Genomic DNA, 25,391 nt, shown 5'->3' on the forward strand with positions numbered 1-25,391 from the left:
GACGCGTGGCGTCGGGAGGATTGCCATTATAGCGATATATTTGCTTCAATGTATCTCGTCAGCGTATTTCGTGGCGTGTACGAAACAGGCCTACACAAACAGATCGCGCCGCGCGCTCTGGCTGATGGCCAGCGTGGCCGGGTGGCTCAGGCGGCGCTCGGTGGTGATCGCGTAGACCTGCTCGACCAGGCTGTCGACCCGGCCCAGCGCCACAACATTGTATTGCTCGCACACCTGGTGCGCGATTACGGTGGGGGCAAAGAACAGGCCGGCACCGGACTGGCCGAAGGCGTTCATCATGGCGCTGTCGTCGAATTCGCCGACGATGCGCGGGTGCAAATTGTTTTCGCTGAGCCACTGCAGCAGGCGGGCGTAGATGGCGAAGTCTTCGCCGGGCAGCAACAGCGGCGCGCGGTGCAGGCAGCGCGGAAAATCGCCGGAGAGGGTGGTGGACAGGGCCTTGGTGCCGAGCAGCGTCATGCCGCTTTCGCCGAGCAAATGGTTAAAGCCGCGCACGCTCAGGTGGGCCGGCATGGGGCGGTCGGCAATGATCAGGTCGAGCCGGTGCACGGCCAGGTCGGCCAGCAGGCTGGCCAGGCGGCCTTCGCGGCAAATAATGCGCAGCGGTTCGGCCAGGCCAAGGGCCGGCTCCACCAGGCGGCAGGCGATCAGTTTCGACACCGAATCGGCGCAACCGACGCGAAAGGTGGTGGTCGTGGTGCGCGACTGGTCGCGCACGATTTCCAGCAGCTCGTCGCCGGTGCTGAATATCTCTTCGGCGTGGGAAAGAATGCGCCGGCCCGTATCGGTCAGCTCCAGGCTGCGCCCTGCGCGGCGAAACAGTTCCACGCCCAGCGTATCGGCAAACTCGCTGAGCTGGCCCGAGATCGATTGCGGCGTCAGGTGCAGCTGCTCGGCCGCGCGCGCAATGCTGCCGGTTTTCGCGACCATCCAGAAATACCGCAAGTGTTTGAAGTTCAAGTTAGACATGGTTGGCTTCCTGGAGATTTATATATCGTTTTTTTCGATGTATCGTTCAATTATATTCGATTTGTTCGATGTTGTAATTCACCCTATGATGGCTGCTCATGTGTTTTCATGTATTTATTTGAGGAGAAACATCATGTGTTTCAGTATTGATCAATTTAACCAGGGAGGCCAACCATGAACGGTTTGGAAAGCATTGCAACCGCGCCCATGTGGGCCGGTTTTATCGCCTTCGTGCTGGTGATGCTGGCGCTCGATCTGTTTGTCTTCGGCGGTAACAAGGCACACAAGGTCGGCGTCAAGGAAGCGGCCATCTGGTCGCTGGTATGGGTCAGCCTGGCGCTGCTCTTCAACGGTGGCTTGTGGTGGTATTTGAACGGCACGGTCGGCGCCGAGATTGCCAACCAGAAGGCGCTGGAGTTTTTCTCCGGCTATCTGATTGAAAAGGCCTTGTCGGTCGATAACGTGTTCGTGTTCCTGCTGATCTTCACGGCTTTTCAGGTGCCGATCCAGTATCAGCGCCGCGTGTTGATCTACGGGGTGCTCGGTGCGATCGTGATGCGGGCGGTCATGATACTGGCCGGTGCCTGGGTGGTCAGCGAGTTCAGCTGGGTGCTGTATCTGTTCGGCGCTTTCCTGTTGATTACCGGTGTGCGCATGCTGGTGGCGGCCGATTCCGAGCCGGATGTGGCGAACAATCCGGTGCTGCGCCTTGCCCGCCGCCACTTGCGGGTGGCTGACGGCGACCACGGCGAGAAGTTCATGGTGGTCAAGGATGGCTTGCGTTATGTCACGCCGCTGTTCCTGGTGCTGATCCTGATCGAGGTGACGGACCTGATTTTCGCGGTCGATTCGATCCCGGCAATTTTCGCCATCACGACCGACCCGTTTATCGTCTTCACGTCGAACCTGTTTGCGATCATGGGATTGCGGGCCTTGTACTTCCTGCTGGTCGATGTGGCTGACCGTTTCCATCTGCTCAAGTTTGGCCTGGCGATGGTGCTGGTGTTTATCGGCGCAAAAATGCTGATCATGCCGTGGTACCACGTGCCGGTCGAAGCATCGTTGCTGGTGGTGGCTGTGCTGATCGCCGCGAGTTGCCTGGCCAGCGTGTTTATACCGAAGAAAGAAGACAAGTAATCTTTTCTGCAGCGCCCGCCACGGCGGGCGCCTAGCTCCAACAACCATGAATGGAAACAAACTATGCGTAGCTACCCAAAAAACAGTCCCCAGGCAGCCGGCCGTATTCTGGCCCTGATGATGATCGTCGACGGCAACCTGGACAGTTCCGAACTGCAAGCGCTGGACCGCAGCAAGATCCTCGACCATATAGAACTGGAAACAAGTCAGTTCCAGAGCCTGCTGCAAGACTTGTGCGATGACATGCTGACCTCGACCTTGCACGGTTCGGTACAACTGAGCAATACGGTGATCGACAGCCTGCTGGAAGAAATCACCGATCCCGACCTGCGCCGCAAGCTGCTGCAAACGATGTGGAAGATCGCCGACGCCGACGACTGGCTGGCCGATGGCGAAGCGGTATTGCTGGCGCGTGCCGGCACGGCCTGGTCGTCAGAGACGAACTTCCGCGCACACACGGCAGCTTAAGTGCGGTGTCCCATGGCAATCACGGCAGCGCCGGACAGCGCCAGGCCCACGCCGGCAATATCGGTCCAGGCCGGCGTGACGCCGTCCACCAGCCACAGCCAGGCCAGCGCGGTGGCGATATAGATGGCGCCATAAGTGGCGTAGACCCGGCCGCTGGCGGCCGGATGCAAGGTCAGCAGCCACACGAATACCAGCAGGCTGATGCCGGCCGGCAGCAGCAGCCAGGCGTTGCCCTTGTTGCTCAACCACAGCATCGGCAGGTAGCAACCCAGCAGTTCGGCCACGGCCGTGACGGTAAATAGTCCGAAGGTGCGGGCCAGGCTGGCCCACTCGATGCTTGTTTGCATGGGATGTCGATCTCAAGGGTTAATATTGCTCCTGCATGGACTGCCGGGCTGCCCGATTGTACGATGGCCCGTGCCGCATGATTAAAATCGAGGAGACCGACATGTCAGACGACCAGACTCCGCGTGCTTTGCTGCACGCCATGTTCAACGCCGCGATTGCCGCAGCCCAGCCAGCGCACTGCGTGGTGCCACACTTGCCGGCCGTACCGACAGGCCGCTTGATCGTGATCGGCGCCGGCAAGGCCTCGGCCGCCATGGCGCAAGCCGTGGAGCAGCACTGGCCCGGTGAATTGTCGGGCCTGGTGGTCACGCGCTATGGTTATGGCGTGCCCTGCGAACGCATCGAGATCGCCGAAGCGGCGCATCCGGTACCGGACGCGGCCGGCATGCAGGCCGCGCAGCGCATGCTGGCGCTGGTGGGCAATCTGAGCTGTGATGACACCGTGCTGTGCCTGATTTCCGGCGGCGGCTCATCATTGCTGGCCCTGCCATTGGCAGGCATCACGCTGGCAGAAAAACAGGACCTGAACCGCGCCTTGCTCGCTTGTGGCGCCAGCATCGGCGAGATCAACTGCGTGCGGCGCCATTTATCCCTCATCAAGGGCGGCAGGCTGGCCGCCGCCTGCCATCCGGCGCAGCTGCTGACGTTGGCAATTTCCGACGTGCCGGGCGACAAGCCAGGCGATATCGCCTCCGGCCCCACGGTGGCCGACGCCACCACCTGCCAGGACGCGCTCGCTATCGTGCGCCGCTATGGCATCAGCTTGCCGGCCAGCATACGCGAGGCTTTGGCAAGCGGACGCGGCGAATCTGTCAAACCCGGCGACCCGCGCCTGGCCAATTCCACCATCAAACTGATCGCCACGCCGCAAATGGCGCTGGAGGCGGCGGCCGCAGTGGCGCGCGCGGCCGGCGTGACACCGTATATCCTGGGCGACAGCCTGGAAGGCGAGGCGAGGGATGTGGGCAAGGTCATGGCCGGCATCGCCCAGCAGGTGGCGCGGCGCGGCCAGCCCTTCGCCACGCCGTGCGTGCTGCTGTCGGGCGGCGAAACCACCGTCACCGTGCGCGGCGATGGCAGCGGCGGGCGCAATGTGGAATTCCTGCTGTCGCTGGGTATCGCGCTTGACGGTGAAGCCCATGTCCATGCGCTGGCGGGCGATACCGACGGCGTCGATGGCCAGGCGGAAATCGCCGGCGCTTGGCTGGCGCCCGACACCTTGCAGCGCGCGTGGGCGCTGGGCATGCGTCCGCGCGACAGCCTCGACAATAACGATGGCCACGGCTTTTTCCAGACGCTGGGCGACAGCGTGATCACGGGCCCGACTTTGACCAATGTAAATGATTTCCGCGCCATCCTGATTACGGCTGCCGGAGCGTAATACTGGCGTTGTTCTATTGTGTGCTTGCAACTAAATCAAGTTGCTATGATGGCATATCAAAAAGGACACCCCATGAAAAAATCACTGTTTTCCCTGCTCGCTTGCGCCGGCCTGCTGAGCTTGACCTTTTCTGCCATCGCAGCCGACCAGCCGGCGTCCTCGCTGCCCGGGCATTATTATCTGCAGGGCGTGACCGAAGTCGGCTCCGAATTGCTGCTGAAAGAAGATGGCAAGTTCGAATGGATGCTGGCCTACGGCAATGTCGACCAGCAAGCCAGCGGCGACTGGAGCGTAGCCGGCAAGGAAGTGACACTGCGAGCGGCCAGTCCCGGCAAGGCACCGCAGTTTCGCGTGTTTGACGAAGAGGAAATGCGGATACGCAAACCGGCCGCAGCGGGGCAGTGGGTGGCCATCGTCGGCTTTCCCCAGCTGGGGCCGATGGCCGGCGTGGAAGTGAAATTCGAAGCAAAAAGCGGCAAGACGGCCACCGCCGTCAGCTTGCAGAATGGCGATGCCATCGTCAAGATGCCGTCATCGGAAGAATGGGTACGGGCCGGCCTGCGCCTGGAAGGCGCCAAGGAGGAGTACCAGTGGCTGCCGGTGCCGGCCGGGCGTGCGCGTGAACGCATTGCCGCGTTTGCCGTTACCGACCGCCAGTGGCTGATGAAGCCGGCGTTCCAGAAGCTGACCTTGCGCGTGGTCGAAGGCGGTCTGCAAGTGAGTGATTCAGAAAACGGCCTGGCCAGGGGCGTGTATGCCAAGCAGTCGGCCCAGTAAGCGGCCGGCCGGTTTGCATCAAAAGCCTTCCAGCACGATCTTGCCACGCGCGGTATTGCTCTCCAGCATGGTGTGCGCGCGCTTCAGGTTGGCCGCGTCAATCTTGCCGTAACGTTCGGCCAGCGTGGTGCGGATGGTGCCGGCGTCCACCAGTTGCGCCAGTTCTTCCAGCAGTTCGTGCTGCTTGAGCATGTCGTCGGTCTGGAACAGCGAGCGGGTAAACATCAGTTCCCAGTGCAGCGACACGCTCTTGGTCTTGAGCATGCGCACGTCGATCTGCTCGGGGTCGTCGATCAGGGCGAACTTGCCTTGCGGCGCGATCAGTTCGACGATCTGCTCGAAATGCCTGTCGGTCTGGTTCAGGCTGATCACATAGTCGACCTGCGGCAGGCCCAGGCGGGTGATCCCGGCAGCCAGTGGCTGGCTGTGATCGATCACATGGTGGGCGCCCAGTTGTTTTACCCAATCTGACGTTTCCTGGCGCGAGGCGGTGCCGATAATCGTCAAGCCGGTCAGCTGGCGCGCCAGTTGCACCAGAATGGAGCCGACGCCGCCGGCCGCGCCGATCACCAGCAGAGACTTGCCGCAGGCAGCCGTGTCACGACTGATCTGCAGGCGGTCGAACAGCAATTCCCAGGCGGTAATGGCGGTCAGCGGCAGCGCGGCGGCCGGGCCGAAGTCGAGGCTGGCCGGCATATGGCCGACGATGCGCTCGTCGACCAGCTGGAACTCGCTGTTGCTGCCGGGACGGTTGATGGCGCCCGCATACCAGACCTTGTCGCCGACCTGGAACAGGGTAACGTCCGGCCCGATGGCGGTGACCACGCCGCTTGCATCCCAGCCCAGCACTTCCGGCTGGCCGTCTTTCGGCTGGCGGTTCCTGCGTATCTTGGTGTCGACCGGATTGACGGACACGGCGTGCACGGCCACCAGCAGGTCGCGCCCGGTGGCGACAGGCGTGGGCAGTTCGATGTCGAGCAGGGCCTGGTCGTCGGTGATGGGCAGGCTGTGATGGTAGGCGATGGCTTTCATGGCGGTCCTTGAAGAGTGGAGATACCGTATGATGGTGATTTTCCTGCCCGGGAAAAAGAGGGCAGGTAGCGAAACACTTTCAAAGGAATGCTGAAAATTGCTGCGCCTTGATGATTTGCAGGTATTTGTCTGCACGGCCGACCGCGGCAGCCTGTCGGCAGGTGCGCGCGAGATCGGTATTTCACCGGCCTTGGCCAGCGCCGCCGTCAAGCGCCTGGAAGGGGAATTGGGCTTGCGCTTGTTCGTGCGCACCACGCGGTCGCTGAGCCTGACGGCCGAAGGCACGCAATATATCGAGCATGCGCGCGAAGCGCTGCGACTGCTGCGCGCGGGCAGCGATGCACTGGCGGCGGGCAAGGACAGTTTCGGCGGAACCTTGAAAATAGCCATGCCGTCGGACTTGGGGCGCAATCTGCTGCTGGGCTGGCTCGATGCCTTCCAGCTGCGCCATCCCAAGCTGCAGTACCAGATCAAAGTCAGCGACCGCCTGGCCGATATGGTGCGCCAGCAGGTTGACGTCGCCATACGCTATGGCGAGCAGGATGATTCTTCGCTGATCGCCATGCCGATCGCACCGGCCAATCACCGCGTGCTGGTGGCGTCGCCCGCGTATCTGCGCGCGCACGGCCCACTTTCCACACTGGACGACTTGCAGCACCACAACTGCCTGCGCTTCGCGCTCGAAGACGGCTTGCACGACCGCTGGACTTTTTATCGCCTGCCGCAGCGAGAACAGATCAGTGTGCAGGTGAGCGGCAACCGCAGCGCCGACGATGCCGACCTGGTGCGCCGCTGGGCCGTGGCAGGGCTCGGCGTGGCCTATAAATCGCGGCTCGATGTGCATGCAGACCTGGCGGCTGGCCGTTTGCAGGCGCTGCTGCCCGAGGTGGCTGGCGAAGCGGCGCCCTTGCACCTGGTGTGCATGCACCGCGCGCAGGTGACGCCTCTGGTGCTGCAGTTGCGCGACTTTCTAAGAGAGCAATGTTCCTTGCCAAGTTAGTCCCAAGTTCATCCTCAGTTAATCATCAATCATTACAACTCGTTGCAAATGGCAATGATGCTGCGGTGGAAGGGCGCGTAAGCTGGGCCCCTGATCAAACCGCTTGAGGAATGGCCATGCGACAGAAACTACTGACGATTTTGCTTGCGGGTGCAGTATTGGGCGGGTGCGCCAGCACTACCGTGCAACCCGGGCAGCCTCCTGCAGCGCAAGCGCTGGCGATGCAGCAGCGCGTAACGTGGGGCATCAATGCCGGCAGCGTGCGCCAGCTGCAGCAACAAGGCTGGGACCGCTATCTGCAGGCACAGCTGCATCCGGGCAAGGCTGTTCTGCCGCCCGCCATCCAGGCGCAGATCGATACAATGACCATCAGCCAGACGCCGATGGATCAATTGGTGATGGGCATCGAACAGCGCCGCAAGGATGCCAGTGCGGTGGTCGACGATATGGCCAAGCAGCAGGCACAGAAAGACTACCAGCAGGAACTGAACCGCCTGGCACGCCAGGCGGCCACCCGTTCGCTGCTGCTGGACGTGTATTCGCCAAATCAATTGCAGCAGCAAATGAGCTGGTTCTGGCTCAACCATTTCAGCGTGCACGAAGGCAAGCACAACCTGCGCGCCATGGTCGGCGATTACGAGATGAATGCCATCGCGCCCCATGCGCTGGGCAAGTTCCGCGATCTTCTTGCCGCCACCGTGCACCATCCGGCCATGCTGCGTTACCTGGACAATGAAGCAAACGCGGCCAACCGCATCAATGAAAACTACGCGCGCGAACTGATGGAATTACACACGCTGGGCGTGAATGGCGGCTACAGCCAGAAGGACGTGCAGGAGCTGGCGCGCATCCTGACTGGTGTCGGCGTCAACCTGGGTGCGGACACGCCGAAGGTCAAGCCGGCGCTGCAGGCTCAATATGTACGACGTGGCCTGTTCGAATTCAATCCTAACCGCCACGATTATGGCGACAAGCAATTTTTGGGACAAACCGTCAAGGGACGCGGTTTGGCCGAGCTCGATGAAGCGCTGGACCGTTTAAGTCGCAGTCCGGCCACGGCGCGCTTTATCAGCGGCAAGCTGGCCCAGTATTTTGTCGGCGATACGCCGCCTGAGGCGCTGGTGGCCAGCATGGCGCAAACGTTCCAGCAGACCGACGGCGATATCGCCGGCGTGCTGCAGACCATGTTTGCCAGCGACGCTTTCAAGCAATCGCTGGGCCGCAAGTTCAAGGACCCGATGCACTATGTGGTGTCGGCCGTGCGCCTGTCTTATGACGACAAGCCGATCCTGAACGCCGCGCCGATGCTGGGCTGGCTGTCTCGCATGGGCCAGTCTTTATATGAACGCCAGACACCCGACGGCTATCCTTTGCAAGATACCGCCTGGGCCAGCCCGGGGCAGATGACGACGCGTTTTGATATCGCCCGTACCATCGCCTCGGGCAGCGCCGGCCTGTTCAAGACTGACGGCCCGCAACCGCTGGAAAAACCGGCTTTTCCGCAACTGGCCAGCGCCGTGTATTTCCAGAGCATCGAGCCGACCCTGAGCGCCGCCACGCGCCAGGCCTTGCAGCAGGCCGGTACACCGCAGGAGTGGAATACCTTCCTGTTGTCTTCGCCAGAAATGATGCACCGCTAACCGGGAGAACCCCCATGAACCGTCGTGACTTGTTGAAAGCGCTGGCCGCCGCTCCCTTGTTCGGTGCCGCCGGCAGCCTGATGGCGGCGCCCGCCACCGATGCCAGATTGCTGTTTGTGTTCCTGCGTGGCGGCTATGACGCCAATAACTTGCTGGTGCCTGTCGGCAGTGATTTTTACTATGCGTCGCGGCCGAATATCGCCATCGCCAAGCCGGGCGCGGAAAACGGTGCGCTGCCGCTGAACGGCGACTGGGCCTTGCATCCGGCCCTGCGCGACAGCATCTACCCGCTGTACACAAGCGGCGACGCGGCCTTTATTGCGTTTGCCGGCACCACGGATTTGTCGCGCAGCCATTTCGAGACCCAGGACAGCATTGAACTGGGCCAGGACCTGGCAGGGCGGCGCGATTTCCGTTCAGGCTTCCTGAACCGGCTGGCGCAGACCTTGAACGCAAAGGGTGCGATTGCCTTCACGGACCAGTTGCCGCTGATTTTCCAGGGTGGCTTGCAGGTGCCGAACATGGCGCTGCGCTCGGTCGGCAAGTCCGGCATCGATGCGCGCCAGAGCCAGATTATTGCCGCCATGTACAAAGGAACATCGTTGCAAGGGCCGGTCAGCGAAGGCTTCGTGGTACGCGACGATGTGGCCAAGGGGCTGATCGGCGAAATGACGGAAGCGAACCGCAACGCCATCAGCGCCAAGGGCTTCGAACTGGAAGCACAGCGCATCGCGCGGCTGATGAAAGATAAATACAACCTCGGCTTTGTCGATGTGGGCGGCTGGGATACCCATGTAGGGCAGGGCGCGGCCAGCGGCTACCTCGCGGGGCGCTTCGAAGAACTGGGACGGGGCCTGGCCGCTTATGCGCAGGAAATGGGCGAAGGCTGGAGCAATACCGTGGTGGTGGTGGTCAGTGAATTTGGCCGTACTTTCCGCGAAAACGGCAACCGTGGCACTGATCATGGTCACGGCAGCGTGTTCTGGGTGCTCGGTGGCAGCATCCATGGCAAGCAGGTGGTGGGTGAGCAGGTGGCGATCACGCAAGCGAACCTGTTCCAGAACCGCGACATGCCGGTGCTCAATGAATATCGCGCCGTGCTCGGTGGCTTGCTGCAGCGCACCTTCGGTTTAAATACCGCCCAGCTGAACCAGGTGTTTGCGGGCGTGAAACCGTTGGACCTGGGGCTGGTGTAGCCTGTGTCCATGCAGCTGGCTCCGTGTTACGCTACGGCTGCGCAATCGGCGCGTAGATAATCCCGGCCTCCCGCGCAGGCGGCGCCGGGCGGAATGGAGCAGTATGGTTGATCCCCGGCGCGACCTGGTCGGCGCAGCTTTTTCCCTGGTGCTGATTGCACTGGCGGCGTTCGTGATGCAGCGCTTTTTCCTGCCGCTGGTATGGGCCGGCATTTTATGCGTGGCGACCTGGCCGCTGTATGCGCGTTTGCGCAACGCGCTGGGGCAGCGGCAGATCCTGGCGGCGGCGCTGCTGACGCTGGCTTTCGCCTGCATCTTCATTATTCCCGTCATGCTGGGCGTGGCACAGGCGGCGCGCGAAGTGCCGGTGCTGGCCGATTTTCTCATGCGCGCCAATGCCGACGGCTTGCCCGTGCCTGGCTGGGTGGCCAGCATTCCGCTGGCTGGCAACGCCATCAACGACTGGTGGCAAGTTACCCTGAACCAGCCCCATGGCCTGGCCCATGTGCTGTCGGGCAGCACCATGGGCGGTTTTCATTCTGCGCGCGACCTGGTAAAAATCCTCGGTGCCGACATGTTGCACCGGCTGGTCGACTTCGGCCTGGCCTTCTTGTGCCTGTTTTTCTTCTACAAGGATGGCGAAGCGCTGACTCGCCAGATCACCCGCATCGGCAGCCACTATTTGCAAGCAGAACGCTGGAGCCGCTATTCGCAGAAAGTGCCGACCGCCATCCGCGCCACCGTCAACGGCCTGGTGCTGGTCGGCCTGGCCGAAGGCGTGCTGATCGGCATCGCCTATGCGCTTGCCGGCCTGCCTTCGCCGGCCCTGTGGGCGTTTGCCACCGGCGTGCTGGCGATTATTCCCTTCGGCGCACCACTGGCCTATATTGGCGCGGCCGCATTGCTGGTGATACAGGGCAGTGTACCGGGCGCCATCGGTGTTGCCGCCTGGGGCACCATGGTGCTGTTTGTGGCCGATCATTTTGTGCGCCCCGGCATGATAGGCAACGCTACGCGGCTGCCGTTTCTGGCCGTTTTGTTCGGTATCCTGGGCGGCGTGGAAACGCTGGGCCTGGTGGGCTTGTTTATAGGCCCCGTAGTTATGGTGCTGTTTGTTACTTTATGGGATGAAGCTTATGTTTCGGGTGAGACTGGTATGCCGGTTAATTAAGCTGTCTGACGCACTGCATTGAATGGCGTAAGGCGTAAAAGAGTAAAAGCCTAAAGACGTACAAACGTACAAACGTAAAAATGGCGGGCAGAGACGCGAGCTTGGCCCGAGAAGCCTGTGCGGGCGACTGGGGCTTTAAAATATTTTGCTTCTGTGCTTGTGGCCTGGCTTGCTGCTGGCGCAAGCCACACCTGCCAGCCGGCCGCGCCGCCACGCACACGGTAATGAGGGGGTGGCCGGCGCATGAACGCTGGCCAGTACCGGTGTGCGGCGGGCGAGCCGGGTGGGAACTGTCGCCAGTTCCTAGTGCGCCTTGGACAGGATGAGGAGCCAGCGGCGCATCAGCAGCACTTCAACATAGCCCGGTTCGATGCCCGTGCCGCACTCGATCAAAGGATTGACGGTATAAAAACGCTTGCGAAAGTCGCGACAAACGAGGATTTCGCGCTTGCCCATGCGAACCAGGAAGGAGCTTGGGGCGTATTCCAGGCCGAAGCGTGAGCCAAAACCGCTATTCAATGTTGCCATGACAATTCCTTTGAGGGAGATGTGTTGAACGAGTCATCAGAATAGCACAACTACTGTATGAAAACACAGTAACTGTATGGATAAACAGTATATTTTTTTGGCTGTGGTTTTTTTGATCATGCCGCACAACACAAGGAGAATGTAGTTTGCCTCACAACAATGACACGAGCATGACCACTACCTGGGGAAGCCGGCTGCGCCGTTTTGTCGAGGCGCGGCTGTCGCCCGAGGGCGAGCTGGGTTTGCATATGACAGTGGGCGTGGTGCTGATGCTGATCGCCATCGTGGTGTTCCATGAAATCGCCGAGGCGGTCATGGGCATGGAACAGATCACTGTGATCGACCAGCAGGTGGCGCACTGGTTCAACCAGAATGCTGTGCCCTGGATCACCTGGTGTTTGCTGGTGATCACGCACCTGCATGGCGTGATCGGCGCGATTACCCTCGCTTGCCTGCTGGCATGGTATCTGCACCGCAAAGGGGCCACCTACTGGCTGTTCACCCTGGTCATTACCATGCCGGGCGTCATGATACTCAACGTTTTGTTAAAGTATCTATTCGGACGCGCGCGGCCCAGTTTCGACGAGCCACTGCTCGCCGCGCTGAGTACTTACAGCTTTCCCAGTGGCCATACGGCCACTGCCACGGCGCTGTATGGTTTGCTCGGTGCCTACCTGGTGTGCCAGCTTGACCATCGGCAATGGCGCCGGCGTATCGTCATCGCGCTGGCGGCGTTTTTGATGGCGGCGCTGGTGGGTTTCAGCCGTATCTACCTGGGGGCGCACTACCTGAGCGATGTGCTGGCGGCGATGGCTGAAAGCTTTGGCTGGCTGGCGATCTGTATCGCGGGCGTGTCGACCCTGCGCCGCCGCCGTCATATTCGTCAAACGAAATAACAAGGGGGAATATTCTGGTTACCAAGGTCGCAGTCATTATCAACGCCGGCGCCGGTTGCGGTTACGCATCAGACTGGGCACAGCAACTGGAAGCGACTTTCGCCGGCGTCGGCCTCGACGCCGCCATTACCCTGGCCGCCAGCGGCGAGGAAATGATCGCCACCGCCGAAAAGGCCATCAAGGACGGCGCACCCATCGTGGTCGCTGGCGGCGGCGACGGCACCATCAATGCGGTGGCCTCGGTGGTGGTCGGCAGCGGTACGCCATTTGGCGTGCTGCCACTGGGCACGCTCAATCATTTCGCCAAGGATTTGAATATTCCGCTCGACCTCGACGCGGCCATCGCCAACGTGGCGCAGGGCGTGCTGCACAAGGTTGACGTGGGCGAAGTCAATGGCCGCATCTTTCTGAACAACTCCAGCCTGGGCCTGTACCCGGACATCGTGCGCGACCGCGAAAAGCAGCAGCGGCGGCTGGGACGTGGCAAGTGGCTGGCCTTCAGCTGGGCCCTGCTGGCGGCGCTGCGCCGCTATCCCTTCCTCAACGTGCAGCTGGGCCTGAACGGCAAGATGCATGCGCGGCGTACGCCCTTTGTATTTATCGGCAATAACGAATACCGGATGGAAGGCTTGAATATCGGCGAGCGCGAGCGTCTGGACGCTGGCAAGCTCAGCCTGTACGTGGCGCAGCGCCCGGGCCGCCTGGGTCTGCTCAAGCTGGCGCTGCATGCGCTGTTCGGCAAGCTGAGCCAGGCCAGGGATTTCGATATCGTCACCACCACCGAGGTGGAAATCGCCACCCGCCGTCACCGCCTGCGGGTGGCCACCGATGGCGAAGTGACAGTCATGAATACGCCGCTGCAATACCGCATCCGTCCGGCCGCGCTCGAGGTGCTTGTGCCCCGACCTGTGCCGGCGTCAGTACCCGCATCCGTAGAGGAGAATTGAATTGCGCACCATCATCCATTTATCCGACCTGCACTTCGGCAAGGTCGACCAGGCCCTGCTGGCGCCGTTGCGCAAACTGATCGATCAGCTCGAACCGCACGTGGTGGTGGTGTCGGGGGATTTGAGCCAGCGCGCGCGCAGCGCCGAATTCCAGGCCGCACGCGGCTACCTGGACAGTTTGCCGGGGCCGCAGATCGTGGTACCAGGCAACCACGACGTGCCGCTGTACAATATTTTCAGCCGCTTTTTGACGCCGCTGGTGAAATACCAGCGCTATGTGACAGATGATTTGTCGCCCGAGTATGTCGACGATGAAATCGCCGTACTGGGCATCAATACGGCCCGTTCATTGACCTTCAAGGACGGCCGCATCAGCGATGAACAGATCGCCGCCCTGCGCACGCGCATGGCAGCCTTGCCGCAAGGCCTGACGCGTATCATTGTCACGCACCACCCGTTCGACCTGCCCGACAATTTCGACAAGGACGACCTGGTCGACCGCGCGCCGCAGGCACTGCAGATGTTTTCCGAATGCGGCGTCGACCTGCTGCTGGCCGGTCACCTGCACGCCAGCGTGGCCGGTAACACGGCGCAGCGCTACAAGATCGACGGCTACGCGGCGCTGATGGTGCAGGCCGGCACGGCCACCTCCACGCGCGGCCGGGGCGAATCGAACTCGTTCAATGTGATCCTGATCGAAGACAGCGCGATCCGCGTCGAGCGCTACAGCTGGAATGAAGCAACCGCCGACTTCGAGAAAGTCAGCACCGAGGCGTTCCAGCGCACAGGCGGGGTGTGGGCCAGCATGCGGCCGCTGTAAAGCCTGCTATACCTGCCTAATGCAGCACGTCGCACGGCACATTGCTGACGAAATAACTCATCCAGACGCCCCTGGCGGCGGCCTGGTTGTCGGTGAAAAAGCGCTGTTTGCGCGTATCGAAAAAAAATGGTCCGACAAAGATCAGGCCGTCTTGCGTTTCGTCCAGATGGGAAAAATCGATGCTGCCGTCAAATACCACCGGCGAGCGATACACGCGCTGCGGTTGGGCAAGGTCGGTAATGCGCACATAGCCTTTTTCAAACAGCGTAAAAATACCGGCCGCCGACACCGCTTCGATCTTGTAGCGTCCTGAAGCAGTGAGGACAGGGGCAGTACCGGCGCGGTGGATAATGCTCCAGGCGGAAACGGCTACGCTGGCGCCGGCCAGCAAGCCCAGCACCAGCATGACGCTGCACAGCCACTTGATCGTACGCCTCACGACCAGCGCGCCTACAGCCAGTAGTGCATGAACTGGGCCGCCCACTCTTTCACTCGGTCCGTCACCGGCCGCGACTCCCATTTTGACTTGGTAATTTCTTCCGAATCGCGCAAGTCTTCCTGGAAGGCGTTTTCCATTTCGCGCCCAAAACTGTCGCCCAGCACCACCACGTTCAATTCGCTGTTATGCATGAAGCTGCGCATGTCGATATTGGTCGAGCCGACGGTCGACCAGGCGCCATCGATGACGGCGGTCTTGGCGTGCAGCACGGCCAGCTTCAAATGGTAGATGCGCACGCCACCGGCCAGCAACTGGTCGTACAAGGCATGTCCTGCATGGAACACCAGGCCGCTGTCTGACACGCCCGGCAAGACTACCTTGACATCCACGCCGCGTTTGGCGGCCGCCGTCAGGGCGTCCACGGTTTGCTTGTCCGGCACGAAATAGGCCGAGGTGATATGGATGCTTTTTTTCGCTTCCTGGATGGCCAGGATATACGCCTTGTAGATTTCGTAGCCGCCGCCCGGTTCGCTGGCCACCACGCGTACCAGCTTGTCGCCGACTTCGGCCAGCATTGGGAAGTATTCGGCATCGGGCAGGTCAGCCTGGTCCTGCTGGGCCCAGGTGCGGATAAACAGCCACTGGAAGGCGGCCGCAGCCGGACCTTCGATTTTCACATGGGTGTCGCGCCAGCCCACGTCGTTCTTGTCCGATGGCTTGTATTTGGAGCGGAACAGCGAGCTTTTCGCATAGGTATTGCTGATATTGATGCCGCCCGTAAACGCCATCTTGCCATCGACAATCAGCACCTTGCGGTGGTCGCGGTTGTTGATCTTCCAGTCTTCGCCCTTGAGCTTGGCCGGATTGACGGGGTTGAACGCCACCAGGTGGATGCCGGCTGCGCGCATGCGCTCAAAGAAGGCCTGCGGCACGCCCAGGGTGCCCACGCTGTCATAGATGATGTTGACGGTCACGCCCGATTGCTGCTTTTCGATCAGGGTGTCGGCAAATTTCAGGCCCATCGGATCCTGGTCGAAAATATAGGTTTCCAGATTGATGGTTGACTTCGCTTCGGTGATGGCTTTCAGCATTTCCTTCATGGTCTGCGGACCATCGAACAGCAAGGTCACCTTGTTGCCCTTGATCAGCGGCACGCCGGTGGCCGCTTCTTCCAGCGCGGCCTGGGTCTTCAGGTCCATGCCGGACTTTGCCCAGCGCTTGTTGAGCAGCGCTGCGCGGCTGTTGACATTGAGCAGGGCGCCCTTGCCGTTGACGATCTTGGGCGCGGCTACCGGTTCCAGATCGGTATTGAGGTTCTTGACATCGGGCAGCGAGGCGCATGCAGCCAGGGTCCAGCACAGCAGGAGAGCAGTAAGACAGGGCTGCAGACGCTTCGCAGTCATTTTTGGCCTTTTATCGGTAAGGGGTCTTGCACTTCATCGGCCAGGGCCAATGGGGGCGGGTTTTTGGAACCAAAGAAAAAAACGATAGGCGACTTCAAAAAACGCTTGCCGAGTATCTTCAACAACTGCAGGCCATGCTTGAAACGCACCTGGCGCGAACGCAGCGCCACCCACAGCGCCAGGCCAAAGCTGACCAGCAAGTTGGTCGTGCCGATGGCAAAGATACCGGACAGTGACTTGACGGCCAGTTGCCAGCTCATATTGTGGTCGAGTCCGACCAAAGCTGTCGCAAAGTTTGCCGCCGAGAATGTAATGTGGCGAATATCGATCGGCAGGCCGATCAAAAACCCCAGGGTGCCAATGGTGCCCAGCAGGATACCGAAATAAAAGTTACCCATCAGTCCGCCCAGATTATTTTCCAGGTACAGGCCCAGCCGGACCAGCCGGTCCTGGCCGATCACCCGGCCCAGGCCGCGCAATTGCGCGATGCGCTGGGCCCAGCGCGTGTACAGCGCCTGATTGTCATAGTAGCCTGAGATCAAGCCTGCCACGAACAGGCAGACGCCGGCGATCATGGCGTAGAAAATGGCCGGACTGCCGATCGGATCGATGTCATGCAACAGGTGCATGGCCTTTTCGGGCGACACCAGATGGTGGCCGGTGATGGCATGGTAGCCCAGTGCGATCAGCCAGGCGGTGGGTATTGCCGTGGCGATATTGCCCAGCACCGCCATATTCTGCGTGCGGAACACTTTGTTGATCAGATCGGCCATGCTGTCGAGGTCGATATTGCGGCCGTCCTTGCTGTGCAGCCCGGCGGCGATGCGCGAGGCCGTCATGGCTGGCTGCTTGGTGGCCACCGTAAAGTGCAACAAATGGATGAACATGAAGCCGATCGAATAATTCATGCTGAACATGAAGGCTTCGACCAGCGGCGCCGAGCGCAAATACGACATCAGGATCTTGAACAGCGCCATGAAACCGATAATCACGCCAGCGCCAGCCGACGACAGGAACATGGCCGTCATTTCGCGCCGGTTTTCGGCAATATAGTGTTCACCGGTGCGGCTGGCGTTTTCCGTCACGTTACGGGCCAGCAAGTCGATATTGTCGGTAAACAGGTCGCTGACCTTGTACTTGTGGTTGTGTGCACGTATCAATTCCAGCGCCAGCGCCACCGCGCCGGCGCGGCGGCGGCTGACCGGCCGCGCGTCGAGCAGGTCGGGCGTGGCGTCAAGCGTAATGGCGGCGATGTCGACATTGATCGAGCCGGGCAGTTCGCCACTGGTGTCGACCAGGAACAGCAGCTTGCGCAGCCGGTCGATGCTTTGCGACAGCGCGACCAGCAGATAGGTCAGTGGAATACTGGTGCCCTGGTACAGCGCCTTCTTGCGGATCTTGGCGATCACGGCGTCGCACTGGTCCAGCATCACCAGCAAGTGGCGGGCATCCTCGATATGGTCCAGGTTGCCTTGCAGCAGCTTTGTATAGGCGTCAAGGTAGGCATTCACTTCCGTGTTCTGCACCACGAATGGCGACTGGAACACTTCGATCTCGGTGTGAAACCGGGTCAGTTCCGGTTCCAGTCCCATGGCGCAGACCCGGTAGGACAGGGTGCTGATGGCGTCGAGTATGCCAGGCAGCATGATATTGCCGTCACCCACGGCCAGCTCGACTTCTTCGGCCGTCAGCACGTCAAGCAGCTCCAGCCATTCGGTGGCCGGCACATTGCTGATCCACTGATGATCGGTTTCCAGGTACAGCACCTGGTCGAGCGCGTCGCTCAGATACTCGTCGCCCAATGCCGGGGGCAGCATGCGGTAGGCAATGCGGCGTTTCAATTCGGTAAAAAAGCCGCTGTTCGACAGCACGCCGATATCGGTGTACAGGCTGGCGTGGCGGCGCGCGGCCAGCACGCGCAGCACGTATTCGTGCAGGGCGCGGGCCTGGGCCGGATTTCCTTTGAGCAGTTGGCGCAAGGTGCGCACATTGGCGATGGCGGTTGCGCTGTCCTGGGGGCGCTTGGGACGCAATGAATTAAATAGTTCCACCAGCAAATCGATATTGCTGGTGTAGGGATCAATGCGTTCGAGGATAGCTAGCATGCAGAAAAACGGGTGGGCCGCTGTCAGTAAAACCAGTAGTGTACCTTCTGCGCAAGATCATGTAACGTGCGGCAGCGAACGCAGACAATGGCGAACCCGGCAGAAGCAAGGGTTTGTTGTTTTGCAATCAGCGTTAATGAATAGCAATTTGGTGTTGTTGCCAGCTGACGACGCCGAGCATTTGCTTTCTGTTGTACATCGCACAGATTACTTGCGTAAAAACGGGGATAAGGTAATAGTGGTTCAGACACGCGAGCGCGTGCGCGGATCGGTAGCGGCAAAGCTTACCTGACATTACCGGGATAGTGATCATGAAGACCTCGTACCTTGCGCTTGTGTTGATGGGATCGTGGGCCACTGCGGGCGGGCCACTCGTGCTGTGCGCGCAGGCCGAAACGAGCAGCGTGCCTGGCAACGCCACCAGCGGCGCGACCATCTACGGCATGCTGGACGCCGGCGTCGTGGCAGAGCACGGTTGTGCAAGCAACTGCGGCGCTACCCGCGTGTCCGGCGGCGTCGCCTCCGGTTCGCGCCTGGGCGTACAGGGCCGCGAAGCGCTGGGTAACGAGGTGGCCGCCGTGTATGCGCTCGAAGCTGGCATCCAGAACGACACGGGGCAATCGGAAGAAGGCCGATTGTTCGGTCGCCAGGCCTATGTCGGGCTTGACAGCCGTCTTGGCGCGCTGACCCTGGGCCGCCAGTACAATCTGCAATATGTCACCCTGACCGACGTGGCCGACCCGTTCAAGGGCGGCATGGCCGGCAGTGCCAGCAACCTGGCCGGTTATGGCGTGAAACGCTATGACAACACCGTCAAATATGTCTCGCCCGCCTTGCGTGGCGTCAGCGCCGCAGCGATCTACAGCTTTGGCGAATCGCCGTACAGCCGCGCCCAAAACCGCGCCTATGGCGCCACGCTGGGCTATTCGGCCGGCGCCGTGAATGTCAGCGTGTCGCACCAGCGCAAGAATAATTTCATCGAGGCCGAAGGCACCGTGCCGGCGATCGACATGTCGGCCCGCAATACACTAATCGCTGCCAACCTGGACCTGGGCCCGGCCACCGCGTTTGCTGCGGTTGGCGTCAACAAGGGCTATGGCAGCTCGCCGTGGGACCCCAGCAGTGCCTACAGCTCGCTGGCGCTGTCGATGTCGTCGTCGGACAGCCGCGACACCTTGCTGGGCGTATCGGTGCCGGTGGGCGGCTTCAATCTGCTGGCCTCGTACGTGCGCAAGGATGACCGCGATCTGACAAATCGCGACGCCAACCAGATGGCGCTCGGTCTCACGTACACGCTGTCAAAACGCAGCGACTTCTACGCGTCGTATGCCAAAATCCACAACAAAAATGGCGCGCGCTATACGGTGGGCAATGCCAGCGACAGCGGCCGCAGCGACGCCGCCTTCAACCTAGGTTTCCGTCACGGCTTCTGAGCCGCCGGTGGAACGGGGCAGGTTGCGCCCAGCCACTTGCCGGTGCTGGCCACATTCACCTGTTCCGGCGTGCCGCGCGCATTGGTCGTCGCATTCAATTGCATGCTGAACGCCTGGTCGCCCTGGAAGCTCACCTTGCCGGTGCCGCTGGACTTCGGGTTGGCGCAGGTAAACGAGACGTTCATGCCGCCAGGCACGGCCACATTGTTCGACTTGCAGTCGCCTGGCTGGCCTGTGGGAATTTGCTGGCGCGCCGCCATTTCCGGCGTGACACAGGCCGTTACCCGCACGGCGCCATCGGCACCGACGGTCGGCATGGCCATGCCGCGGCTGGCGGCCATCGCTTCGAGCTGCTGGCGCTGGTCTGGCGGCAAGTTGCCCAACTGCTGCAGCACCATGTTCATGGCGCTGTCGGTGGCGATATCGGGCGAAGCCATCTTGCTGTCGATTTGCCACAGGCCGGGCTTGATCGGGGGCGGGGCGTCCTTGGCATGCGCCTGCAGGGCAAACAGGGCGCAGGCGGCAAGCGACAAGCGGGATAAGAAAAGATGCATGGTGGGGTCTCCGGTAAAGGCAAACCCCAGCATACGCGATGGCAGGCGGCGCACGCTTGCCGCCTTGTTACAAACTGTGATTACAGGCTGTGGTCGGGCTCGATGCGGCGCACGTCGACGCAGGCAATGCGGCGCTCGTCCGCTTCCAGGATCTCGTAGCGCAGGTCGTTCAGTTCCAGCACTTCGCCAACGGCCGGCATGTTTTCGAAGTGCGCCAGCAGGAAACCGGCCAGCGAGTTGTATTCACCGTCTTCGCTGACCAGCGTTTCCATCTCGAACACTTGCTCCAGGTAATGCAGGTCGGTTGCGCCATCGATGCGCCAGTGGCCCGGACCCAGCAATTCCACGTCGGGCTGTTCGTCCTCATCCGGAAATTCACCGGCAATCGCCTCCAGGATGTCGATCGGCGTCAGTACGCCCTGCACGGTGCCGAACTCGTCGACCACCAGCACCAGTTGGCCGCGCGAGCGGCGCAGCGTTTCCATCGCTTTCAGCACGCCGGCCGCTTCCGGCACCACGATCGCTTCGCGCATGCTGGCCGGGTCGATCTTGCCGTGCGACACCAGGTCTTCGATCAGGTCCTTGCTGCGCGCCAGGCCCACCACATTGTCGAGGTCGTCATTGCAGACAGGAATCATGCTGTGCGGCGTTTCGCGCAGCAAGGTCAGCATCTTCTCGCTGCTGTCGTTCAGGTTGACCCACGATACGTCGCCACGCGGCGTCATCACCGAGCGGATCGAGCGCTCGCCCAGAGTCAGCACGCCGCTGACCATATTGCGCTCTTCGACGCCAAACGCCGACATGTCCGGTGTTTCCTGGACTTCATCTTCCTGCACCGTTTCGCGGCCCTTGCGGCCGCCCAGCAGGCTCAGCACGGCTTGCGCAGTACGGTCGCGCAGCGGCGTGGTCGATTGCAGTTTCAGGAAATTGCGGCGCGCCAGCTGGTTGAAGAACTCGATCACCACCGAGAAACCGATGGCCGCATACAGATAGCCCTTCGGAATATGGAAGCCCAGGCCTTCGGCGATCAGCGACAGGCCTATCATCAGCAGGAAGCTCAGGCACAACACCACCACGGTCGGATGCGCGTTCACGAAGCGCGTCAGCGCCTTCGAGGCCAGCATCATGACGCCGATGGAAATGATGACTGCCGCCATCATCACGCCCAGGTGCTCGACCATGCCGACCGCCGTGATCACCGCGTCGAGCGAGAACACGGCGTCGAGCACGACGATCTGCGCCACCACCAGGCCGAAGCCCGCGTAGACCTTGGAGCCGGTGGCGGCGTGCGTTACGCCTTCGAGGCGTTCATGCAATTCGGTGGTGGCCTTGAACAGCAGGAACAGGCCGCCGACCAGGAGGATCAGGTCGCGTCCCGAAAACGTAAATTGCCACACCGAAAAGAGCGGCGCGGTCAGGGTCACCAGCCAGGAAATCAGCGACAGCAGGCCCAGGCGCATCACCAGCGCCAGGGTCAGGCCCAGCACGCGGGCCTTGTCACGCTGGTGCGGCGGCAGTTTCTCGGCCAGGATGGCGATAAAAATCAGGTTGTCGATACCGAGCACGATTTCCAGTACGACCAGCGTCAGCAGGCCGACCCAGATTGTCGGGTCAAATAACCATTCCATTATGTCTTACCTTGTAAAGTCAAAAAGTTTCAAGCTTGCCCGGCGACAGGGTTGCCCCGGGCGTGAGTGTGAGCCATGCATCAGCTGCGAACGCGTGGCGGGCGCGTGGCCTGCCATACGTCCGCTTCGGCAAGTGTGCCGGGTCCCGCCTGCCAGATGATGGCGCAAAAAGGAATTGCCTGGCGAAATGCAGGATAGAGCGTGATGGGGTCGTTGTCGCACTCTTCGGCGTCGCAGCTGTCGGCGGCGGCGTCGGACGATGTATCGGCATGGGCGTGGGTGTCAGGACAATCGACGCTGGCCGCATGCAGGTCGGCGTGCTGGAATGGGGAAGGGCTGGCGTACGCCATGCTGGCGAAAGCCTGGGGTAAAGCGGTGAAGACAAAAAGGCAAAGCAGGACGAGAGCTCGTCTCATATACAGGCAGATAGTTCTGGAGCGGTCGAGTATAGCACGCCATTATTTCAGCGCCATGACTGCGCCACTTGCGTAATTGATAATAATGTCGTAAATTGCGTAAGAGTAACATTTTCATTGTGCGGTGAAGACGCAGCACTGCGCCGTGACAACTGTTGCCCTTGTCGTTTGTTGTTGATGGTTTTTTCCACTAACGCAGTGTTACCAGGATCATGCTTTGAAACCAATTACCGCTCTCTTGCTTGCCGCCGGCATCTTGTCCCCCTCCTTCGTGCTGGCCGCCACACCGGCGCCATCCGTCAAAACCCAGAAAGCCGGTACGCCGGCGGCGGCGGTGAAAGTCACCTCGGTCGAAGGCATTACCGAATACAAGCTGGCCAACGGCTTGCGCGTGCTGCTGTTTCCTGACGCCAGCAAACCGACCCTGACCACCAATATCGTCTACATGGTCGGCTCGCGCCATGAAAACTACGGCGAGACCGGCATGGCGCACTTGCTGGAACACTTGCTGTTCAAGCCCAGCGCCAATTTCGGGATCAAGAAGGGCAGCAAAACCCCGGTCGAGATACTCAATTCGACCGGTGCCCAGTTCAATGGCACCACGTGGTTTGACCGCACCAATTACTACGCCACTTTCCCGGCCAATGACGACAACCTGCGCCAGATGCTGGCGATGGAAGCGGACCGCATGGTCAATGCCGCGATCGACCAGAACGACTTGTGGAACCCGAAGACCAACAAGGGTGAGATGACGGTAGTGCGCAACGAGTTCGAGATGGGCGAGAGCAATCCGCTGCGCGTGACCAGCCAGCGCATCCAGGCAGTGGCTTTCGACTGGCACAACTACGGCAAGTCGACCATCGGCGCGCGTTCCGATATCGAGCAGGTCAATATCCCGCGCCTGCGTGCCTTTTATCACAAGTACTACCAGCCCGATAACGCCGTGCTGATGGTGGCCGGCCGCTTCGACGAAGCCAAGGTCCTGAAACAGATCAACGAGCTGTTCGGCAAGATTCCGAAACCGACGCGCGTGATCGAGCCGACCTACACTGCCGAGCCGGTGCAGGATGGCGAGCGTTCGGTGACGGTGCGCCGCAGCGGCGGCACGCAACTGGTAGGCGTGGGCTACCACGTGGCGCCAGCCGGCAATCCGGAATCGGTTGCTATCGATGTGCTGGGCGAGGTATTGACCAGCGCGCCGGCCGGCCGCCTGCACAAGGCGCTGGTGGAAACCAAGCTGGCCAGCAAGATCATCAACAATTCCTTCAGCACCCTGGAACCGGGCTACAACCTGTTCGGCGCGCAGGTGCCCAAGGACGGCGATCTGGACGCGGCGCAGGCGGCCATGCTGAAGGTGCTCGAAGGCCTGAAGTCGCAGCCACTGACAGACGCCGAAGTGGCGCGCGCCAAGCAGAACCTGGCCAAGCAGATCGAACTGGCCTCGTCGGACACGGCCAGCCTGACCATCGCGCTGACCGAATCGCTGGCCTCCGGCGACTGGCGCCTGTTCTTCCTGCAACGCGACCAGCTCGACAAGGTGACCACCGCGCAGGTGCAGGCAGCCGCCGAAAAGTACCTGAAGAGCTCGAACCGCACCGTGGGCCGCTTTATTCCGACCGACGCGCCGGACCGCACCACGGTACCGGCGTATGCCGACGTGGCGCCGCAGCTGGCCGGCTATACGGGCCGCGCGGTGGGGGCGCAAGGCGAAGTATTCGACCCCAGCCCCGACAATGTGGAAGCGCGCACGCAGCGCTTCACCTTGTCGAATGGCATGAAGGGCGCTTTCCTGCCGAAGAAAACCAAGGGCGGCACGGTCAGTGTGGTGCTGAAATTGAACCTGGGCAGTGCCGACAGCCTGGCCGGCAAATCGGCCATCGGCAGCTACACGGCCAATCTGCTGTCGCGCGGCACCGATAAACTCTCGCGCCAGGAAGTCAAAGATAAATTCGATCAGCTTGGCATGCAGTTCAATGTCAGCGGCGGCGCCGAAGGCGTGACGGCATTCCTGATGGGCAAGCGCGAGAACCTGCCGGCCGCCATGGACCTGCTGGCGCAAGTGCTGCAAAAGCCGGCCCTGTCCGAAACGGAATTCCTGGAATTGCAGCGTGAACGTGTTGGCCGTGCCGAGCAGGAAATGCCCGAGCCGCAACCGCTGGCCGTCAATGCCTTCCGTCGCCTGATCGACGCCACGCCGGCCGGCCATGTACGCCACGTCGACACGCTGCCGGTTGAATTGCTCGCCTGGAAAGGCGTCAAGGTTGCCGATGTGAAGGCCTTCCATGCCAGTTATTATGGTGCTTCCAGCGCTACCGTGGCTGTCGTCGGCGACTTCGACGCGCCGGCCCTGCAGGCACAAGTGACCAGCCTGTACGGCAACTGGAAGGCGCAGCAGCCGTACGTGCGCATTGCTGACGCGGTCAAGCCCGCCAGTGGCGAAAAGATCAGCCTGGAAACGCCGGACAAGGCCAACAGCGTGCTGTTCGCCATCGCGCCGATCCCCCTGAAAGATGACGCCGTCGCTTATCCGGCGCTGGTGATCGCCAATCACATGTTCGGTGGCGGCGCGCTGCGCAGCCGACTGGCCGACCGCATCCGCCAGAAGGAAGGTCTGTCGTACGGCGTCGGTTCGCAACTGAACGTACCTGTGCATGAACCCGCCGGCTACTGGATGGCCTACGCCATCAGTGCACCGCAAAATACCGTCAAGGTAGAAGCGGCGCTGCGCGAGGAAATCGCCAAGGTGCTGGCCGAAGGCTTTACGGAAGCGGAATTGGTCGAAGCGAAAAAAGGCTGGCTGCAATCGGAGGAAGTAAGCCGCACCCAGGACGGCCCACTGGCGCGCGAGCTGTCGAGCTATCTGTCGGATGGCCGTACCATGGCCTATGACAAGAACCTGGAAGCGAAAGTGACGGCGCTTACGCTGGCGCAGGTGAACCAGAGCCTGCGCGACTACCTGAAGCCGGAAGCGGTATCTATAGTGACGGCCGGTGACTTTGCCAAGGTGGCAAAAGAGTCTGGCGCGAAGGCGGCGACCGCGAAATAAACCTTTGCACGTAAAAAAACAGCCGGGCCATGTGGA

General features: G+C 61.2%; 23 protein-coding genes. 13 read left to right on the forward strand and 10 right to left on the reverse strand.

Annotated features, from left to right (window positions below; genetic code table 11):
• Window positions 1-90: 90 nt before the first annotated feature.
• A complete protein-coding gene (gene nhaR / locus ACQ4WM_RS16245; protein ID WP_436547720.1) occupies window positions 91-990 on the reverse strand; it encodes a transcriptional activator NhaR in 900 nt (299 codons plus the stop codon).
• A gap of 174 nt (window positions 991-1,164) precedes the next feature.
• Here nhaR and ACQ4WM_RS16250 point away from each other — a divergent pair, with 174 nt between their 5' ends.
• Together ACQ4WM_RS16250 and ACQ4WM_RS16255 are read left to right on the forward strand one after the other, a co-directional pair.
• On the forward strand, window positions 1,165-2,127 hold the full coding sequence (locus ACQ4WM_RS16250) for a TerC family protein (protein ID WP_436547721.1): 963 nt from the start codon (window positions 1,165-1,167) through the stop codon (window positions 2,125-2,127).
• A gap of 63 nt (window positions 2,128-2,190) precedes the next feature.
• Entirely contained in the window at window positions 2,191-2,595 is a 405-nt protein-coding gene (locus tag ACQ4WM_RS16255; RefSeq protein ID WP_436547722.1) for a tellurite resistance TerB family protein, read from the forward strand.
• On the opposite strand, the gene ACQ4WM_RS16260 is transcribed toward ACQ4WM_RS16255, so the two are convergent.
• Window positions 2,592-2,942: a YnfA family protein gene (locus ACQ4WM_RS16260; protein ID WP_436547723.1), complete on the reverse strand. Its 351-nt coding sequence runs from the start codon at window positions 2,940-2,942 to the stop codon at window positions 2,592-2,594. The two genes, ACQ4WM_RS16255 and ACQ4WM_RS16260, sit on opposite strands and share 4 nt — an antisense overlap.
• 101 nt (window positions 2,943-3,043) lie before the next feature.
• Here ACQ4WM_RS16260 and ACQ4WM_RS16265 point away from each other — a divergent pair, with 101 nt between their 5' ends.
• Window positions 3,044-4,324 carry a glycerate kinase type-2 family protein gene (locus ACQ4WM_RS16265; protein ID WP_436547724.1) on the forward strand — a complete coding sequence of 427 codons (1,281 nt, stop codon included), beginning with the start codon at window positions 3,044-3,046 and terminating at the stop codon, window positions 4,322-4,324.
• Window positions 4,325-4,396: 72 nt separating this feature from the next.
• On the forward strand, window positions 4,397-5,101 hold the full coding sequence (locus ACQ4WM_RS16270; RefSeq protein WP_436547725.1) for a hypothetical protein: 705 nt from the start codon (window positions 4,397-4,399) through the stop codon (window positions 5,099-5,101).
• Window positions 5,102-5,119: 18 nt separating this feature from the next.
• Here the strand turns inward: ACQ4WM_RS16270 and ACQ4WM_RS16275 are convergent, their stop codons facing one another.
• Complete coding sequence (locus ACQ4WM_RS16275; RefSeq protein WP_436547726.1) at window positions 5,120-6,133, reverse strand: zinc-binding alcohol dehydrogenase family protein; 1,014 nt, start codon at window positions 6,131-6,133, stop codon at window positions 5,120-5,122.
• A gap of 97 nt (window positions 6,134-6,230) precedes the next feature.
• Here ACQ4WM_RS16275 and ACQ4WM_RS16280 point away from each other — a divergent pair, with 97 nt between their 5' ends.
• The 4 genes from ACQ4WM_RS16280 to ACQ4WM_RS16295 all read left to right on the forward strand — a co-directional run bounded on the left by ACQ4WM_RS16280 (window position 6,231) and on the right by ACQ4WM_RS16295 (window position 11,140).
• Window positions 6,231-7,133, forward strand: a complete 903-nt coding sequence (locus ACQ4WM_RS16280; protein WP_436547727.1) for a LysR family transcriptional regulator — start codon at window positions 6,231-6,233, stop codon at window positions 7,131-7,133.
• Window positions 7,134-7,243: 110 nt separating this feature from the next.
• Window positions 7,244-8,773, forward strand: coding sequence for a DUF1800 domain-containing protein (locus ACQ4WM_RS16285; RefSeq protein WP_436547728.1), 1,530 nt, complete (start codon window positions 7,244-7,246; stop codon window positions 8,771-8,773).
• Window positions 8,774-8,787: 14 nt separating this feature from the next.
• Window positions 8,788-9,969: a DUF1501 domain-containing protein gene (locus tag ACQ4WM_RS16290; protein WP_436547729.1), complete on the forward strand. Its 1,182-nt coding sequence runs from the start codon at window positions 8,788-8,790 to the stop codon at window positions 9,967-9,969.
• A 103-nt stretch (window positions 9,970-10,072) separates the two neighbouring features.
• Window positions 10,073-11,140, forward strand: a complete 1,068-nt coding sequence (locus ACQ4WM_RS16295) for an AI-2E family transporter (protein ID WP_436547730.1) — start codon at window positions 10,073-10,075, stop codon at window positions 11,138-11,140.
• Between the two features lie 303 nt (window positions 11,141-11,443).
• Here ACQ4WM_RS16295 and ACQ4WM_RS16300 read toward each other — a convergent pair whose 3' ends face one another.
• A complete protein-coding gene (locus ACQ4WM_RS16300) occupies window positions 11,444-11,668 on the reverse strand; it encodes a hypothetical protein (RefSeq protein ID WP_065307247.1) in 225 nt (74 codons plus the stop codon).
• 170 nt (window positions 11,669-11,838) lie between these two features.
• Between ACQ4WM_RS16300 and ACQ4WM_RS16305 the strand changes: the two genes are divergently transcribed.
• From ACQ4WM_RS16305 to ACQ4WM_RS16315, 3 genes are read left to right on the forward strand one after another with little or no spacing between them, the layout of a single operon-like run.
• On the forward strand, window positions 11,839-12,564 hold the full coding sequence (locus tag ACQ4WM_RS16305) for a phosphatase PAP2 family protein (protein ID WP_436547731.1): 726 nt from the start codon (window positions 11,839-11,841) through the stop codon (window positions 12,562-12,564).
• A 14-nt stretch (window positions 12,565-12,578) separates the two neighbouring features.
• Window positions 12,579-13,511, forward strand: coding sequence for a diacylglycerol/lipid kinase family protein (locus tag ACQ4WM_RS16310; RefSeq protein WP_436547932.1), 933 nt, complete (start codon window positions 12,579-12,581; stop codon window positions 13,509-13,511).
• Window position 13,512: 1 nt separating this feature from the next.
• Window positions 13,513-14,331 (forward strand): metallophosphoesterase family protein, encoded by an 819-nt coding sequence (locus ACQ4WM_RS16315; RefSeq protein WP_436547732.1) that lies wholly within the window; start codon window positions 13,513-13,515, stop codon window positions 14,329-14,331.
• A gap of 16 nt (window positions 14,332-14,347) precedes the next feature.
• Here the strand turns inward: ACQ4WM_RS16315 and ACQ4WM_RS16320 are convergent, their stop codons facing one another.
• From ACQ4WM_RS16320 to ACQ4WM_RS16330, 3 genes are read right to left on the reverse strand one after another with little or no spacing between them, the layout of a single operon-like run.
• Window positions 14,348-14,770 (reverse strand): hypothetical protein, encoded by a 423-nt coding sequence (locus tag ACQ4WM_RS16320; protein WP_436547733.1) that lies wholly within the window; start codon window positions 14,768-14,770, stop codon window positions 14,348-14,350.
• 11 nt (window positions 14,771-14,781) lie between these two features.
• The gene (cls, locus tag ACQ4WM_RS16325; RefSeq protein WP_436547734.1) at window positions 14,782-16,173 is read right to left on the reverse strand and encodes a cardiolipin synthase; all 1,392 of its coding nucleotides are present in this window, start codon (window positions 16,171-16,173) and stop codon (window positions 14,782-14,784) included.
• Entirely contained in the window at window positions 16,170-18,278 is a 2,109-nt protein-coding gene (locus tag ACQ4WM_RS16330) for a site-specific recombinase (RefSeq protein ID WP_436547735.1), read from the reverse strand. Before ACQ4WM_RS16330 ends, cls begins: the two co-directional genes overlap by 4 nt.
• 311 nt (window positions 18,279-18,589) lie before the next feature.
• Here ACQ4WM_RS16330 and ACQ4WM_RS16335 point away from each other — a divergent pair, with 311 nt between their 5' ends.
• Entirely contained in the window at window positions 18,590-19,711 is a 1,122-nt protein-coding gene (locus ACQ4WM_RS16335) for a porin (RefSeq protein WP_436547736.1), read from the forward strand.
• Here ACQ4WM_RS16335 and ACQ4WM_RS16340 read toward each other — a convergent pair.
• The 3 genes from ACQ4WM_RS16340 to ACQ4WM_RS16350 form a co-directional block, all read right to left on the reverse strand.
• A complete protein-coding gene (locus tag ACQ4WM_RS16340; RefSeq protein ID WP_436547737.1) occupies window positions 19,699-20,265 on the reverse strand; it encodes a DUF3617 domain-containing protein in 567 nt (188 codons plus the stop codon). The two genes, ACQ4WM_RS16335 and ACQ4WM_RS16340, sit on opposite strands and share 13 nt — an antisense overlap.
• An 80-nt stretch (window positions 20,266-20,345) precedes the next feature.
• Window positions 20,346-21,893, reverse strand: coding sequence for a TerC family protein (locus ACQ4WM_RS16345; RefSeq protein ID WP_436547738.1), 1,548 nt, complete (start codon window positions 21,891-21,893; stop codon window positions 20,346-20,348).
• An 80-nt stretch (window positions 21,894-21,973) separates the two neighbouring features.
• Complete coding sequence (locus ACQ4WM_RS16350; RefSeq protein ID WP_436547739.1) at window positions 21,974-22,243, reverse strand: hypothetical protein; 270 nt, start codon at window positions 22,241-22,243, stop codon at window positions 21,974-21,976.
• A 283-nt stretch (window positions 22,244-22,526) separates the two neighbouring features.
• Between ACQ4WM_RS16350 and ACQ4WM_RS16355 the strand changes: the two genes are divergently transcribed.
• On the forward strand, window positions 22,527-25,355 hold the full coding sequence (locus ACQ4WM_RS16355; RefSeq protein WP_436547740.1) for a M16 family metallopeptidase: 2,829 nt from the start codon (window positions 22,527-22,529) through the stop codon (window positions 25,353-25,355).
• The last annotated feature ends 36 nt before the right edge of the window (window positions 25,356-25,391 follow it).

The organism is Janthinobacterium longum, from assembly GCF_051380735.1.
GTDB lineage: Bacteria > Pseudomonadota > Gammaproteobacteria > Burkholderiales > Burkholderiaceae_D > Janthinobacterium.